The organism is Streptomyces sp. NPDC096136 (assembly GCF_044763325.1).
Classification (GTDB): Bacteria; Actinomycetota; Actinomycetes; order Streptomycetales; family Streptomycetaceae; genus Streptomyces.
Map to the genome: position 1 here is coordinate 20,099 of NZ_JBIWFZ010000002.1, position 14,281 is coordinate 34,379.

Sequence of the window (14,281 nt, forward strand, 5' to 3'; positions counted from 1 at the left end):
TCCCGGCGAGCGCGAAGGGCACGTCGGCCTCCTTGAGGAGCGCGGCCACGCGTTTGGTGGACTCCAGGATGGCCTGCGTGTGATCGCGGGGGAGGGTGTCGGATCCGCTCACGGCGCGCCTCCTGCCGAAGAGGAGCGGCCGGTGCCGGCTCCCGACGCGGCCAGGGGCGGGGTGTCGGCGCCGAGGCCGCGGTGAAGGCCCGAGAGGAACTCCGCGACGGCCTGTGTGGCGGTGGCCGACGGTGCCCAGTCCAGCACGTCGCGGGCCCGGCCCGCATCGAGCAGGGGCAGCCGCAGGACGGCGTCCAGCAGGCCGGGGGCGGCGGGGACGAGGTGCATGCGCCAGGCCGCGGCGAGCGCGGCGCGGGCGGCGCCCGCGGGGAGCGGCACCGTGCGGGCGTGCAGGATCGCGGCGAGGGCGGCGGTGTCCAGTACGGGGTCGGCCACCAGGTTGAACGGTCCGCGGACCGGCCGGACGACGGCTGCCCGGTAGGCCTGGGCGGCGTCGTCGGTGTGCAGGGCCTGGAAGCGCAGGCCGGAGACGGCGGGGAGGGCGGGCAGCAGGCCCGGACGCATGAGGCGCCACGGCAGGAGCGGACCGGCGAAGATGCGGCGCTGTTCGCTCGCCGATTCCTCCTTGAAGAGGAACGCCGGCCGCATCCGCACCACCCGGATGCCGGGGTGCGCGAACTGGAATCCGTCGAGGTACCGCTCCAGGTAGGCCTTTTCCCGGGTGTAGGCGGCGCCCGGCCAGCCGTGGGTGGGCCAGGACTCGTCGACGGGGCGCCCGTCGGCGGGGCCCGGTGAGTACGCGCCGACGGACGAGGCGTGGACCAGTACGCCCACCCCGGCCCGGGCGCAGGCCTCGAAGACGCGGATGCTTCCCAGCACGTTGGTTCGCCAGGTGGTGACGGGGTCGTGGGTGGGCTGGAACTTCCAGGCGAGGTGGACGACGGCGTCCGCGCCCTCGAACAGGTCCGTCAGCTCGGCACGGCCGGGGTCGATGTCCGCCGCCGCCCAGCGCACACCCGGGACGTGGAGTCCCGGCAGCCGGCGGGCGACCCCGATCACGTCGCCGACCGTCCGGTCGGCGGCCAGGGCCCGCACCACGCTGGTGCCCGCGTTTCCCGTCGCACCGGTCACCACGACTCTCATGACGCCCACCCGGCCCTTCCCTGCAAGCCGTGGCCTGGCGATCGTCGTGACCGGCCGGGGGCAGCGGCCGCCGCCGAGGTCGCGAAGGACCGCCGCGCGGCCTCCACCCGCAACGCTTCCAGCTCGGACTCCTGCCGCACGGCCCGGGCCAGAAGCCGGTCGAAGGCGGCCCGGTCCAGGCGGGGATCGGTGACCGCGACAGCCCTCAGAGACCTCCACATGGCTGCCTTGCCCTCGACCCCGAGACGCATGGTTTCGAGTTCGAGCACGTCGCTCAGGGGCGAGCGCCTCACCAGGCGGCCGTTGAGCTTGAGCCGCGCGGCCTTCTCCGCCAGCCGCCCCACGACCACCCTGGGCCACTGCGCGGGCACGTCGAGAGCGGTCATGAACTCGCGCAGGCTCTCGCGATCCTCGGCGATCTCCGTGGCGAGTGCGGCCAACGGCTTCGCCGCAGGCCCGCTCCGGTGGGTCCGGGCCAAGCGGCGGATGAGGGCGACCCCACTGCCCGCACCTGCGAGATGGTCGTTGAGGTAGACCGCCAAGAGGCGCTGCGGCTCCGTAGGGGACTGGGCTTGAACCTCTGCGCTGGGGAAGGGGGTGTCCATGGCAATTCCGATCGCTCGGGTGTCGCGGTTGCCGGCATGGCCCGATCGGCGCGTGCCCCGGCCCACGGGACGCAAACCCCGCCGGCGGCTCACCGCGTCAGGTGGGGCGCACCGGGTAGGCGCCGCTTGCCCGGGGATTCGGCGCTGACGGGGCCGCACGGCGGAGAGGAGCGGCTGTGAGGCGGAACCCGCGGACGGATCCGGCGGGCGGCCCATGGGGGCGCCGTGTCACCGCTCGTCGACCTTGTCGCCCGGCGCGGGAAGTCGGACCGCGGCCGACTCCCGGACGCCACGCGTGTCACGTGTGCGACGGCGCGGCCCGCAGGCCTCCGAGCAGCAGGGCCAGGTAGCGGCGGGCGGTGTCGATCCGGTCGTCGGGGTCGCCGCCGTGAACGTGCACGGCATGGGCGACGCCGCACATGAGCGGGAGCAGGTCGGCCGGGGCCAGCTCAGGGCGGACCGCCCCGGCCCGGACGGCGCGGTCGACGAGTGTGCTGCCGGCCGACCGCAGCGACTGCTTGAGCTCCGCGGTGCGCGGCAGGGCGTCTGCGGGTGCGGCGGTGACCGGGGCCAGGGAGGCGTCCGTGATCTGTGCTTCGAGGGTGCGGGTCAGGAACCCCTCCAGCGCGCGCCACGGGTCGGTGTCGGCCAACGCGCGCTCGCCGTCGGCGGCCAGGGCCTCCAGGCAGGGGGCGGCGACGGTCTCCAGCAGCGCCTCGGGAGAGGCGAAATGTCGGTAGACGGTGCCGACGCCGAGTCCTGCGCGGCGGGCGACGTCGTTGAGTTGCAGCGGCGTGCCCTCGTCGACGAGTGCACGGGCGACGGCGACGATCCGGTCCCAGTTGCGGGCCGCGTCCTTGCGCAGGGGTGTCGTCGTCATGGGGACATGATAATCGGATGGCCCATCCGGATGGCCGCGCCGCCCGCATCGCAGTCACGGGTCGGGTCGGGCCGGGGCGGGTCAGGCCGGGTCGGATCGGATGGCCGCGAGAGGGGCGTGCTGTTCGCTGAGCCGGCGTACGGCCTCGGCGATGCGGGGGTCCGTCGCCGCACGCGGCGGCGCCACCGGCCTCGCCCGGGCACCGATGACGACCCCGGTGCGCCCCGCCAGAGCGCCGTCGGTGGCGGCGACGATCGAGGGCCTGGCCGCCACGGATGCCGGACCCGAGGTCGAGCGTTCGAACGTGCGGCGCACCAGCGGCCACAGCAGACGCAGGGCGGGCGAGACGATCTTCGGGTCGGTCATCGTGCCGTTGGTCATGTCGGTCGCCGCGCCGCCGGGGTCTGCGGCGAAGACCGATACGCCCGTGCCGTCCAGCCGCTTGGCCAGGTCGAGCGTGTAGGCGAGGTGGGCGAGCTTGGCGCGGCCGTACCAGTGGAATCCGTAGTAGCCCCCGGGAGGCTCGACCGTGTCGAACACCCGCTTGGCGACCCCCACCGCGCCCGAGGTCACGTTCACGATCCTGCTCGGCGCACCGGCCGTCAGCGTGGGCAGCAGCAGTTCGGTCAGCAGGTACGGCGACAGGTGGTTGACGACGAACGACGCCTCGACTCCGCCCAGGTCCCGTCGCTCCGCGAACATCGCCCCGACGTTGTTGACCAGTACGGTCAGGGGTTCACCCGAGGCGGCGTGCTCGGCGGCGATCCGTTCGGCGAGCACGCGCACCTCGTCGAGCGAGGCGAGGTCCGCGGGAAGGAAGCGGGCAGGGTGCACCGGGCCGGCCGCGTTGATCCGGTCGACCGCGCGGGCACCCCGGTCGGCGTTGCGCCCGACCACGGTGACCGCGAACCCGGCGGCAGCCAGCCCCAGCGCCGTCTCCCCACCGATGCCGGCCGTGCCGGCCGTGACCACAGCGGTTCTCTTCACCACTTCTTCCACCCCTGACAGTATCCGGATACTCCATCCGCTTGGCGCGACCGTACCATACATTCGGATGACCTATCCGGTTAGCGGCTGATCAGGGTTGCGTTCGGAGCAGGCAGGCGACTGTCCGGAGGCGGGGCCCGACCGCGCCTGGCCCGGTCGGCGAACCCGCAGGGTGCGGCCGGTTCGAAAGTCACTTGTAACGTTCGGCGCGGCAACGGCACTGAGAGGTATGAGCGTTGACGACCTGCGTGCACGGCTTCCCGACCGCCCGCTGAAGAAGAGCCCGGACCGGAGCCGAACGGAGGCCCTGCCCGGGGGCAGCCGCCAGCGCGGCGCCGGACCCGTCGTCTCCCGATCCGGGTGCGGGTTCGAGTGCGACGACCCGGAACACCGCCAAGCCGCCAACGAAAGGCCGAGAACGATGACTGCCGAAACCGTCGAGACCATCCACACCTGCGCTTACCCCGGTTGCACCCATCCGCCCGAGCCGCAGGCACCCGACGCCCAGGGGCCGGCGCCGCGCTACTGCGAGCACCCGGAACACGACGCGCTCGGCGCGTTCAGGAAGTTCCGTGCCAGGCGGCAGAAGCGCAAGGAGGACAAGCGCGCGGCAGCCGAGACCATGAAGGCCGCCGGGGAGAGGGCCGAGGCGCCGGCCGCCGGGAAGGCCCGTGCCGCCGGCTGTACGGCGCACGGTACGCCCGGGCACCTGTCCGCCCCCGAGGCGCTGCCCCACGTGTGCGGGGCGGTCCCCGACACCGAGGTGACGCCTCAAGCACCCGTGCACGTCGCCACCGCCGATGCGTTCGAGCCGGCGCCGACGGCAGCCTTGGACGCCGAGATGACGGCCGCGGTGGCGATACCGGTCGTCTACGGCGACCGCGCCGCTCGATCACGCGACGACCTCGTCACGCTCATCATGCGGCTCAACTCCGATCTTCCTTCCTACATCGAAGAGTTGGCGATCATCACGGACTCCGCGGCGGCCGAGGCCCGGATCGAGGCGGTCACCCGCGCCGCCGCGCAGCGGATCCTCGCCGCCGAGGAGCGTGCCGCGCTCGCCGAGGAAGCGGGGGACATGGCGGTCGCCGCGCTCGACGCCGCGACGGAGAGGTTCGCCGAGGAGACCGCCGCCATCCGCGAGGAGACGGGCCGGCAGGTGGCGGACGCCGAGTTCGTCCGAGCAGAGCTGGAACGCTACCGCGCGCGTGTCGGCATGCTCGAGATCCGCCTCGACGCCGTCCGCGACGAGGTCGACGAGCTGCGCCGCGAGAGGGCCCCCCGCCCCGCCGGGGAGGAGCACCGGCACGCCTCCGAGGTCCAGTGCTGACCGTCGTCCGACACCCCGTCACCTGAGCCGACGGCCGGCAGGTGCAGGGCCGGCCGGGGCGCCGGTCCCGGGCCGGCCCCGTGCGCCGCGCTGCCGTGCGCCGCGCTGTCTTCCGGCGCACACCCCGCAGGTGCCGACCGCCGATCCGCCGTGATCACCGAACAGAAACGGAATCCCTCATGTCCCGAACCAAGCACCGTCCCGCCTTCTGGATCACCACCGCGGCGGTCGTCGTCGCGGCGGCCGTCGGCCTCTACCTGTTCCAGCCCTGGCGCCTGCTCACCACGGAACGCGTCAATGAGGCGGCTCCTGTGGCCGACGCACGGCAGGGGGCCACGGCCACGCCGTCGGCGACCGGCGCCTTCATCTCCCACGAGCACGAGACCAGCGGGGCGGTGGAGATCCTGCGGGGCGAGGACGGGAAGGCGACACTGCGCCTGACGAACCTGCGTACCTCCGACGGCCCCGCCCTGCACGTGTGGCTGAGCGACCAGCCGGTCAGGCGGGGCGACGGCGGCAACCTCGACGACGGCAAGCACGTAGACCTGGGCAGCCTCAAGGGCAACGAGGGCAATCAGAACTATGCGATCCCGGCGGGGACCGACCTGAAGGCGTACTCCACGGTGACGATCTGGTGCGAGCGGTTCAGTGCGTCGTTCGGTGCGGCCGAGCTGAAGCAGCGCGCCTGAGGGGTCCGGGCGTCACCACTCCCCCGGTGCCTGAAGGGCGCCCGGGGGGACTCACCGCCCGCGCCAGCCCCTGAAAGCGGCGAGCAGCTGCTGCCTGGCGTCCGGTGAGACGCCGTCAGGGGTCAGTTCACCCGTTGCGGCGATCGTCTGACGGAACTGGTCGAGGTAGGTCTCACAGCCATGGCATCGCGCCAGGTGGTCGATGAAGCGCCGCTCGTCGCCCTCGGGCAGGGCGCCCTCGAGGAAGTCGGTCACCAGCTCTACGAAGTCAACGCAGTCCACGGTCGTTCCCTCCCACCGCAACGTCATGGGCACTGGACAAGTAGGCCTCCAGCTTACGGCGCAGGATGGCGCGGGCCCGATGGAGGAGCACCCGCTGGTTTCCCGGTGAGATCTCCAGCAGGGCGCAGACCTCCTCCGAGGGGTACCCCTCGACATCGCGCAGTGCGATCACGGTACGGAGGCGGGGCGGGAGTTCGTCGAGCGCCTGCGCGATCATCTCGCGCACTTCGTCCCGCAGCACGTGGTCCTCGGGAATGTGCTGGTGACGCGGTTCCTGCCCGACGACCCAGTGTCCGGGGTGCTGCTCGTCGGAGCCACGGAAGCGCGACGGGTCCACCGTCGGCCCTTCCTCCTCCGGCAGGAGGCTGGCGAAAGGAAGGGTCCTGCTCTCCTTCGTACCGCGCGCCTTGGCCGTGTTGACCAGGATCCGGTACACCCAGGTCTTCAGGGACGAACGGCCTTCGAAGTCGTCGACCCCCCTGATGACCGCCAGCCAGGTGTCCTGGACGGCCTCCTCCGCGGACGCCCGGGTCGACACGAACGACATGGCCAGCCGGATCATGCCACCCGACCAGGTGTCCAGCACCAGGGCGAACGCCTCTTCGTCGCCATCACGCAGCCGCTGCACCAGGACCTCGTCCGGCGGCAGTTCGCGCCCGCCTCCCATGCACCTCTCCCCTTGCCGACCCTCAACCGGAAGGGTCAGCTTAGGGCAGCCCGATGAACCGCATCGCACGCCGACGGCGTCGGCGCCGGGGAAGGAACGCGAGCCCTGGCCAGGGCCGCCGGCTTCGACGTCGAACAGCCGGCTGCCCTGGGCGCTCCGGGACCGTCCCCGGACCGGCCCCACGCCAACGGTCCCCGCCCCCCTTCGCTGCTCGGCGTGGGTGCAGCTGCTGTACCCGGGAGAGGAACCGGCTGAAACCCGTCCTTACCCTGACGGGGTGGGCCTAGGGTCGGGTCATGACCGCTACCAGTGACACCGCTTACGAGTTCCGCACCGCCCGTCCCGAGGACGCCGAGGCCATCGAGGCCGTCGACGGGTCCTTCACCACCGGCACCGTCTTCGAGGTCGCCGTCAGCGAGGACGGTTTCGCCTTCAGGGAGGTGCCGGTGGACCCGCCGCTGGTGAAGGTGTTTCCCGAGGACGACGGGAGCGGGGACGGGGCGGACGGTGAGGACGCCGACGGCCGCACCTTCGTGGCCGTCGGCGCCGGCGGTGCGGTCGCCGGCTTCGCCGCGGTTTCCTACTCCCCGTGGAACCGGCGCCTGACCATCGAGGACATCGAGGTCGCCCCGGGGCACCGGGGGCGGGGCGTGGGGCGGGAGTTGATGGGGCGCGCGGTCGGGTTCGCCCGCGAACGCGGTGCCGGGCACATCTGGCTGGAGGTCACCAACGTCAACGCCCCGGCCATCCACGCCTACCGGCGCATGGGCTTCTCCTTCTGCGGCCTGGACACCGCGCTGTACCACGGCACCGAGTCCGAGGGCGAGCACGCGCTCTACATGAGCATGCCCTGCCCCTGAGCCGCGAGCAGGCGGGCGACGGCCGGGCCGGAGCCGTCGCCCGGCGCGACCGTCACCGTCAGCAGCCAGCCGGCGGTGCCGCCCGGCACCGCCGGCGGCGCGTACCACTCCACCCGGGCGTCCAGGAGCCGGTCTCCGGCCTCCCGGCGGGCCGTGTACCAGGTCCGGAACGCCTCGGTCCGCCACACCGTCAGCGGCACCGCCCGCTCGCCGCCGCCGCGCGCGCCGCCCGGTCCGACCGCCCGCAGGGCCGCCCTGGCGGCCTCCGCAAGGGTCCGGGCCACCGGCACGTCCCGGGCCCCGGCGAAGTGAAGCAGGTACTCCATGCGCTCGGCCCGCGGCGGGGCCCCGAGCACGGCGCGGCCCGAGTCGTACCACGTACCCCACTTGACGTTGGACACCAGGCCGGGCAGCCGGGCCATGTCCCGCGGGATCCAGAACAGGACCACGTCGGAGCGGCTCATGGCCTCCTCCTCCCAGGCGATCTGCTCCGGGTACGCCGGGTAGGCGCCGCCCGGCACCGGCTCGGGCAGGAACACCACCAGCCGCCCGGCACCCGACCACAGCGACCGCAGCGCGGCGACGGCGTCCGGGCGCCAGGAGGGCTCGGCCGGGTCCGCGGGGGTGGGACCGCACAGGTACACGGCCGCCGCCCAGGACGCGGGCGGTTCCTGGCCGACGTGGACGACGGTGACGGGGCTCTCAGGGGACACGGGACACTCCGGGGTCGGTGGTCGGGGCGAGGGCGGTGAGGAAGTCCAGCAGGACGGTGTTGAAGGCCTCGGGCCGTTCCAGGAACCCGAGGTGGCCGGCGTCCGCCAGCTCCGTGTAGCGGGCGCCGGGGACCGCCCGTGCGACCTCCCGGCCCAGCGGGGCCGGCGCCAGCACGTCGTCGGCGAAGCCCACGACGTGCACGGGCACCGTGATCCGGCCGTACTCGGCCAGCCGGTCCCGGACCGGCGGACCCGGCCGGTGGGCGGCCGACCGGCCGGTCAGCGCGGCGAGCTCGAACAGATCGAGCCAGTAGGCCGTCGCCCCCTCGTCGGCGAGGGTCCGGGGCGAGAGGTTCTGTACGAGCCGGACGAAGGCCTCGTACGCGGGCGGCGGCGTGGTCCCGGCCCGGGCGGCGGCCGCCTCGGCGCGCGCCAGGGCCTCCCCCACCGCGTCGGGCCGGCCCCGGGTGGCGGCGAGCAGCGCGCCGTCCACCAGGCCGGGATCGGTCAGCAGCAGTTCCTGGACGGCGAGCGAGCCGAGCGAATGACCCACCAGCGGGCACCCGGCGAGTCCGAGGACCGGCAGCAACTCACGTATCAGCGCGGCCAGTTCGACGGGGCCCACGGCCGTCGGGCCGTGGTCGAAGGTGACGGCCCGGCGGCCCGCGGCGGTGAGGGCCGGGACCTGGTGGTGTTCCCAGATCCGGCCCGACCCGCCCGCGCCGGCCACCAGGACCACCGGCGGGCCGACCGCACCGTGCACCGTGTACGCCGTCCCGCCCGGCGTGCGGCCGCTCGTGCGCGTCCCGGCGCCCGGGCCCGTCATGGCGCCATCCTGCGCAGGGCCGTCTCCACCCAGGCGGGGCGGCCGGTGTCCAGGCCGCGCAGGGCCACGTGGACCCACAGGAAGTCGGCCCGGGCCAGCACGTGTTCCCGCAGGCCGGGGCGTACCTCGCCGCCCGCTGCGCGGTAGGCCGCGAGGAGCCGGTCGAGGAGGGCGGGGCCGCCCGCGTACAGCAGGTCGACGAAGTCGACGGCGGGATCGCCGACGTGGGCGTTCGCCCAGTCCAGCAGGCCGGCCAGGACGGGCGGCCCGGAGTGGGGGCGGGTCACCAGGGTGTGCCCGGGGTGGACGTCGCCGTGCACCAGCGCCAGCCGCCCGGGCCACAGCCGGTCGTCGTCCAGCCAGGACCGCCAGCGGCGTACCCCGGCCGCCGGGAGGGGGAGTTCGGCCCGGGCCCGGGCCAGCCGGTGCGCGGTGCGGGCGCGGACGGCGCCGGGGTCCGCCCCCTCCCCCGCCGCCCGGGCCGCGAGGGCCGGGGAGAGGTCCGTCGGGGTCGTGTGCACCGCGACCAGGGTCCGGGCGAGCGGCTCCAGGTACCGGTCGGGGTGGCCCAGCGGGTCCATGGACCAGCCGTAGACCAGGGTGTCCGGGTCCTCTGTGCCCGCGGGCGCGCCGGGCAGGCGGGGGTAGGCGACCAGGTCCGGGGCGTGCAGGCGCCAGTGCGGCACCGGCACGGGCACGCGGTCGCGGACGGCGGTGAGCACGACCCCTTCGAACGCCAGCAGCGCGGCGGCCTCGGGCCTCCGCGGCTGCCGCAGGATCCACCGCGTGCCGTCGGCGGCCCGGACGTGCACGACCCGGAAGTCCCAGCCCGACTCGTCGGCCCGGGCGCTCGCGGGGTCGAGCTCCTCGCCGAGCCGCCGCGCGGCCTCCCCGACGAGGGCGTCCAGCCGTGCGCGGCCGTCCGCGTCCGCGCCGGCACGGACGGCCTGCTCGGACGGGCCGGGTCCGAAGGCGGGTGCGGCCGGCTCCGCTCCTGCGGGCCGGTTCACCGGTCCGCCCCGGTGGGGGCGAGGTGGCGGTCCCGCGTGGCGTCGCGGTCCACCTTGCCGGTGTGGGTGCGTTCCAGTGCCGGGACGGGGACCAGCACGCTGGGGACGAGCTGCGGGGCCGCCGTGGCCGAGAGGCGGGCGCGGACGGCCGCCGCCACCTCGGCGGGGTCGTGGTCGGGCAGCGGTACGAAGAACGCGGCCAGGGTGCTGTGCTCGGCGCGCTCCACCCGGGCGGCGGCGGCCTCCAGGACGCCCGGGCAGCCGCCGACCAGGCCCTCCACCTCGATCAGGTCCACCCGGTGGCCGCGGATCTTGACCTGGTGGTCGGAGCGGCCCCGGAACACCAGGGCTCCCCCGGGCGCCTCGCGGACCAGGTCCCCGGTGCGGTACCAGCGGACGCCCTCGTGCTCGGTGAACCCGGCCGCCGTCGCACCGGGATCGCCGTGGTAGCCCAGGGCCAGGCCCGGCCCGGACACGGACAACTCCCCCGCCTCGTCGATGCGTTGCCCGACGTGCGGCAGCGGGAGCCCGATCGGCAGGTCGCCGCCGGCCGCGGGGAGGGCGGGCGCCCCAGGCCCGGCCAGCTGCACGGCGTGGGTGACCAGGGCCGTCTCGGTGGATCCGTACGTGTTGAGCAGGCGCACTCCGTCGGAGCCGAGGCGCCGCCAGCGCTCCAGCATGTCGGCCCGCACCGCCTCCCCGCCGATCACCACCGTCCGCAGGGTGGCCGGAAGCCCCGCACCCTGGTGCAGCAGGTCTCCGGCCAGGCCGTGCCAGAAGCCGGTCGGCAGCACCGCGACGGTGACCTCCTGCTCCTCGGCCACCTGGGCGAACCGTTCCCGGGCCGCGTCGTCGACGACGAGCGCGGCCCCGCCGGTCAGGGTCGGGAGGATCTCCTCCAGGCTCGTGTCGCCGCCGGCGCCGTGGAAGTGCAGCACGGTGGCGCCGGGTCCGATCCCGTACAGCGTGCGCAGCGGCGGCACCACGGCGGACAGCGCCCGGTGCGGCACCACGACGCCCTTGGGCTCGCCGGTGGAGCCCGAGGTGAACAGCACGTAGGCCGGGTCCTCGGGGCGGGCGCGGGCGGCGGGCGGCTCGGCGGTCCCCGGTGCGGGAGCGGCGGGCGTCCAGCGCGGGCGGAGCACCCGTGCGACCGGCGGCTGCCAGCCGGTGTCCGCGGTCGCCACGGCCTCCTCGACCCCCAGCCGGGCCAGGACCGATTCCAGCCGGGCGGGCGGGTGTCCGGCCTCCAGCGGTACGTACGCCCGGCCCGCCGCGAGCACGCCGAGCAGGGCGGCCACGTCCCGGGCCGAGTGGTGCACGACCACCCCGACCGGCGGCTGCGGCCGGTCCGTGCGCGGGGTGACGGCGGCCGCCACCTCCAGCACCCAGGCGGCGAAGACGCCGTAGCCGATGACGAGTCCGTTGTCGATGACGGCGGGGCGGGCGGGATCGGTGCGCGCCGTTTCGAAGAACGGTTCCAGCAAGGGAATTCCGGTGTTTCCGGAGGACTGCATTGTGAATTTCCTCGTCCTGATGGAATATGAGCGGGTGCGTATTGTTGTGGAACACGATGTGAAAATACCCGTGCGCGACGGCGTCTTATTGGCCGCCGACCTCTACCGGCCCGACACCGCGGACCCCGTTCCGGTTCTGGTGCGCCGCACGCCCTACGGAAGGTCCGGCGCACCGGGCGGCGCGTCCGTCGACGGGCTGCGCCTGGTCCGCTCCGGGTACGCCCTGCTGGTGCAGGACGTCCGCGGCCGGTTCGGTTCCGGCGGCGGCTTCGATCCGTACTGGCACGAGGCCGCCGACGGCGCGGACACCGTCGCCTGGGCCGTGTCGCAGCCGTGGTGCGACGGCTCGGCCGGACTGTTCGGCCGCTCCTACGAGGCCATGGCCGCGCTGCTCGCCGCGGCGGAGCGCCCGCCGGGCCTGGGCGCCGTCGTCCCGCACGTGGCCGGATCGGGCTTCGACGAGGGCTGGACCCGCCAGGGCGGCGCCTTCCAGCTGGGCTTCGTCCTGTACTGGGTGCTCTACGACCTCCTGCTGGAAGGGGCCGGGCTGAGCGCGGCCGAGCGGGCCGAGGTGGCCGGGGCCGTCGACCGGATCGACGAGCTGTACCGCGACCCGGACGCCGCCGCGGACCTGCTGGACCGCCTGGCGCCGTACTACCGCCGCTGGCGCGAGCACCCGGCCGGGGACCCGTACTGGCTGCGCGCCGCGCCCCGCGAGGCGTACCCGGCGATCGACGTCCCCGCGCTCCACCTCACCGGCTGGTACGACATATTCCTCGCCGGCGCCCTGGAGAATTACCGGGGAATTCGGGAATGCGGGAACAGTACGCGTCTGGTGGTCGGTCCGTGGTCGCACTGCATCACCGGCGGAATATTTCCCCAGCGTCGTTACGGACTGGCCGCGGACGAGGCCGAACTCGATGTCACCGCTCTGCACCTGGAGCATTTCGACGAGCATCTGCGCCGCTCCGGCGGGGGCCCCGACCGCCGCGATGCGGTGCGGCTGTTCCTCACCGGCGCCGACGCCTGGCGCACCTTCCCCGACTGGCCCGTCCCCGGCACCGAGGAGCTCGTCCTGCACCTCGACGGCCGCCGCCTGGCGTCCGGCCCCGTCCCGGCACGCGCCGGGACGGACCGGATCCGTCACGACCCGGCCGACCCGGTGCCCACCACCGGCGGCGCCACGGCCCTGCCCGGGCAGTTCACCGGCGGCGACTGCGGCCCGCTGGACCAGCGCGAGGTGGAACGCCGTCCCGACGTGCTCTGCTTCACCGGCGAGCCGCTGGAGGCCCCGCTGACCGTCGTCGGCGACACCGTCCTGACCGTGTACGTCACCCCCGACGCCGCCGGCGCGGACGTGACGGCCAAGCTCGTCGACGTCCACCCCGGCGGCCGGGCCGAGCTGCTGTGCGACGGGGTCCGCCGGCTCGCGGCGGGGCCGGACGGCGGGGGCGCCGGCGGGCCGGTGGAGGTCACCGTCGCGGTGGGGGCGGTGGGCCATGTGTTCCGCGCGGGCCACCGGATCCGTCTGGAAGTCGCGGCCAGCAACGCACCGCGCTTCGACGTCCATCCGCCGGCCTTGGCCCACCACACCGTCCACCACGGCGGTGACCACCCCTCACGCCTGCTGCTGCCGCGCCTGCCCGGCGCCTGACGCGGGACCGGGGCCGGCGGCGTCCGGGTGGAAGACCGACAGGTCCGCCACCTTCTCGATCCGCCGGCCCGCCTCCCAGTGGGCCCGCCGCAGCCGCCGCAGCTGGGCGCCGGACAGCTTGGTGCTGTGCTGCGGGATCGAGCGCACCATCCGGGCCCGCTTGGCCGAGGCCGGGTAGCGGTCGCGCACCTGGTACGGGTCGTTGAGCAGGTGGTGGGCGGTGCCCACGTGGAAGGCCGCCTTCAGCAGGGCGTAGTACGCCGCCGCCGCGGCGCCCTTGTCCCGGGCGCAGTGCACCAGCGTCCGCGAGGCCTCGAACAGCCGCCACGCCACCGGCACCGCCGGAGTGGTGAACACGCCCGTCTCCTGGGCGATGCCCTCGCCGACGCCGTAGCGGAAGTAGCTGCGCATGTTGGCGAAGCCGTGCTGGGCGTCGTGGAAGATCCGCGCCTGCGGCAGGTACACCACGGGGATGCCCGCGAGCTGGAGCCGGAAGTCGAACTCCCGGTCCTCGCACCAGTGGATCAGCTCGTCGAAGTGGTAGCCGCCGATGTGGTCGACGATGTCCCGGTTGTAGATCAGCGGCGGGGACAGCGCGCTGACGTAGTCGCCCTCGTCGAACTCGCGGACCCGCGCCGTGAGCCGGCTGAGCAGACCCTGCGACTCCCCGTAGACCACCTGTCCCTTGACCACGGGCTCGGTGAGCACCCACCGCACCATGGCGCGGACGACGCCCGGGGCGAAGGTGCAGTCGGAGTCCATGAGCAGCAGGTACTGGCGGTCCGTGGCGGCGGCTCCGGCGTTGTAGGCCGCCCCGAGGTTGCCGACGTCCTCGATCTCCGTGACGGTCAGCGGGCGCGGATGCTCGGCGATGAGCTTCAGCACGGCGTCGCTGGGGCCGTTCAGCGCCAGGACGATCTCGACGTCCTCGTCGACGGAGGCGATGCAGTCGGCGATCCGCAGGTCGTCGCGCAGGGCGATGATCACGGCGGTCCGGGCGATGCCCTTGTCGACCGCGGCCTCGTCCACCGGGTCGGTGGCCATCCCGTTCTCCCTTGTGTCGTTCGTGTCCGTACGGTGGGCCCGCGCAGTGCCGCGGGCCGGTC

Annotated in this window: 15 protein-coding genes; 4 read left to right on the top strand and 11 right to left on the bottom strand. The window is 74.4% G+C overall.

From position 1 onward, the window contains the following. Positions 1-108: 108 nt before the first annotated feature. The 4 genes from ACIRBY_RS03220 to ACIRBY_RS03235 all read right to left on the bottom strand — a co-directional run bounded on the left by ACIRBY_RS03220 (position 109) and on the right by ACIRBY_RS03235 (position 3,627). Entirely contained in the window at positions 109-1,155 is a 1,047-nt protein-coding gene (locus tag ACIRBY_RS03220) for an NAD-dependent epimerase/dehydratase family protein (RefSeq protein ID WP_403895338.1), read from the bottom strand. Next, positions 1,152-1,697, bottom strand: a complete 546-nt coding sequence (locus ACIRBY_RS03225) for a hypothetical protein (protein WP_403895340.1) — start codon at positions 1,695-1,697, stop codon at positions 1,152-1,154. The genes ACIRBY_RS03220 and ACIRBY_RS03225 overlap by 4 nt, the downstream gene beginning before the upstream one ends. A gap of 361 nt (positions 1,698-2,058) precedes the next feature. Beyond that, positions 2,059-2,640 carry a TetR/AcrR family transcriptional regulator gene (locus ACIRBY_RS03230; RefSeq protein WP_403895343.1) on the bottom strand — a complete coding sequence of 194 codons (582 nt, stop codon included), beginning with the start codon at positions 2,638-2,640 and terminating at the stop codon, positions 2,059-2,061. Positions 2,641-2,721: 81 nt separating this feature from the next. Continuing rightward, positions 2,722-3,627, bottom strand: a complete 906-nt coding sequence (locus tag ACIRBY_RS03235) for an SDR family NAD(P)-dependent oxidoreductase (RefSeq protein ID WP_403895346.1) — start codon at positions 3,625-3,627, stop codon at positions 2,722-2,724. A 421-nt stretch (positions 3,628-4,048) separates the two neighbouring features. Between ACIRBY_RS03235 and ACIRBY_RS03240 the strand changes: the two genes are divergently transcribed. Both ACIRBY_RS03240 and ACIRBY_RS03245 read left to right on the top strand, forming a co-directional pair. Continuing rightward, positions 4,049-4,957, top strand: coding sequence for a hypothetical protein (locus tag ACIRBY_RS03240; RefSeq protein ID WP_403895349.1), 909 nt, complete (start codon positions 4,049-4,051; stop codon positions 4,955-4,957). Between the two features lie 179 nt (positions 4,958-5,136). Further along, entirely contained in the window at positions 5,137-5,646 is a 510-nt protein-coding gene (locus ACIRBY_RS03245) for a DM13 domain-containing protein (protein WP_403895351.1), read from the top strand. A 51-nt stretch (positions 5,647-5,697) separates the two neighbouring features. Here the strand turns inward: ACIRBY_RS03245 and ACIRBY_RS03250 are convergent, their stop codons facing one another. Both ACIRBY_RS03250 and ACIRBY_RS03255 read right to left on the bottom strand, forming a co-directional pair. Further along, positions 5,698-5,901, bottom strand: a complete 204-nt coding sequence (locus tag ACIRBY_RS03250) for a zf-HC2 domain-containing protein (RefSeq protein WP_403895353.1) — start codon at positions 5,899-5,901, stop codon at positions 5,698-5,700. Positions 5,902-5,914: 13 nt separating this feature from the next. Then, on the bottom strand, positions 5,915-6,595 hold the full coding sequence (locus tag ACIRBY_RS03255; RefSeq protein WP_403895355.1) for an RNA polymerase sigma factor: 681 nt from the start codon (positions 6,593-6,595) through the stop codon (positions 5,915-5,917). Between the two features lie 296 nt (positions 6,596-6,891). Between ACIRBY_RS03255 and ACIRBY_RS03260 the strand changes: the two genes are divergently transcribed. After that, complete coding sequence (locus ACIRBY_RS03260) at positions 6,892-7,455, top strand: GNAT family N-acetyltransferase (protein WP_403895358.1); 564 nt, start codon at positions 6,892-6,894, stop codon at positions 7,453-7,455. On the opposite strand, the gene ACIRBY_RS03265 is transcribed toward ACIRBY_RS03260, so the two are convergent. Genes ACIRBY_RS03265 through ACIRBY_RS03280 form a run of 4 tightly spaced genes read right to left on the bottom strand, consistent with a single transcriptional unit; the run spans position 7,431 to position 11,521 of the window. Continuing rightward, complete coding sequence (locus tag ACIRBY_RS03265) at positions 7,431-8,168, bottom strand: nucleoside 2-deoxyribosyltransferase domain-containing protein (RefSeq protein ID WP_403895360.1); 738 nt, start codon at positions 8,166-8,168, stop codon at positions 7,431-7,433. The two genes, ACIRBY_RS03260 and ACIRBY_RS03265, sit on opposite strands and share 25 nt — an antisense overlap. Further along, a complete protein-coding gene (locus ACIRBY_RS03270; RefSeq protein WP_403895363.1) occupies positions 8,158-8,994 on the bottom strand; it encodes an alpha/beta fold hydrolase in 837 nt (278 codons plus the stop codon). The genes ACIRBY_RS03265 and ACIRBY_RS03270 overlap by 11 nt, the downstream gene beginning before the upstream one ends. Further along, the gene (locus tag ACIRBY_RS03275; protein WP_403895366.1) at positions 8,991-10,004 is read right to left on the bottom strand and encodes a macrolide 2'-phosphotransferase; all 1,014 of its coding nucleotides are present in this window, start codon (positions 10,002-10,004) and stop codon (positions 8,991-8,993) included. The genes ACIRBY_RS03270 and ACIRBY_RS03275 overlap by 4 nt, the downstream gene beginning before the upstream one ends. Further along, positions 10,001-11,521 carry an AMP-binding protein gene (locus ACIRBY_RS03280; RefSeq protein WP_403895369.1) on the bottom strand — a complete coding sequence of 507 codons (1,521 nt, stop codon included), beginning with the start codon at positions 11,519-11,521 and terminating at the stop codon, positions 10,001-10,003. Before ACIRBY_RS03280 ends, ACIRBY_RS03275 begins: the two co-directional genes overlap by 4 nt. A 58-nt stretch (positions 11,522-11,579) precedes the next feature. On the opposite strand from ACIRBY_RS03280, the gene ACIRBY_RS03285 reads away from it, so the two are divergent. Further along, positions 11,580-13,175, top strand: a complete 1,596-nt coding sequence (locus ACIRBY_RS03285) for a CocE/NonD family hydrolase (RefSeq protein WP_403895371.1) — start codon at positions 11,580-11,582, stop codon at positions 13,173-13,175. Here ACIRBY_RS03285 and ACIRBY_RS03290 read toward each other — a convergent pair. Continuing rightward, positions 13,140-14,219 (bottom strand): glycosyltransferase, encoded by a 1,080-nt coding sequence (locus ACIRBY_RS03290; protein WP_403895374.1) that lies wholly within the window; start codon positions 14,217-14,219, stop codon positions 13,140-13,142. The two genes, ACIRBY_RS03285 and ACIRBY_RS03290, sit on opposite strands and share 36 nt — an antisense overlap. Positions 14,220-14,281 lie beyond the last annotated feature (62 nt).

What these genes read in the sequence shown, in the direction of transcription:
- ACIRBY_RS03240 (WP_403895349.1), top strand. Translation starts at nt 4,049, where the DNA reads ATGACTGCCGAAACCGTCGAGACCATCCACACCTGCGCTTACCCCGGT.
- ACIRBY_RS03230 (WP_403895343.1), bottom strand. Translation starts at nt 2,640, where the DNA reads ATGACGACGACACCCCTGCGCAAGGACGCGGCCCGCAACTGGGACCGG.
- ACIRBY_RS03220 (WP_403895338.1), bottom strand. Translation starts at nt 1,155, where the DNA reads ATGAGAGTCGTGGTGACCGGTGCGACGGGAAACGCGGGCACCAGCGTG.
- ACIRBY_RS03255 (WP_403895355.1), bottom strand. Translation starts at nt 6,595, where the DNA reads ATGGGAGGCGGGCGCGAACTGCCGCCGGACGAGGTCCTGGTGCAGCGG.
- ACIRBY_RS03290 (WP_403895374.1), bottom strand. Translation starts at nt 14,219, where the DNA reads ATGGCCACCGACCCGGTGGACGAGGCCGCGGTCGACAAGGGCATCGCC.
- ACIRBY_RS03245 (WP_403895351.1), top strand. Translation starts at nt 5,137, where the DNA reads ATGTCCCGAACCAAGCACCGTCCCGCCTTCTGGATCACCACCGCGGCG.
- ACIRBY_RS03260 (WP_403895358.1), top strand. Translation starts at nt 6,892, where the DNA reads ATGACCGCTACCAGTGACACCGCTTACGAGTTCCGCACCGCCCGTCCC.
- ACIRBY_RS03280 (WP_403895369.1), bottom strand. Translation starts at nt 11,521, where the DNA reads ATGCAGTCCTCCGGAAACACCGGAATTCCCTTGCTGGAACCGTTCTTC.
- ACIRBY_RS03270 (WP_403895363.1), bottom strand. Translation starts at nt 8,994, where the DNA reads ATGACGGGCCCGGGCGCCGGGACGCGCACGAGCGGCCGCACGCCGGGC.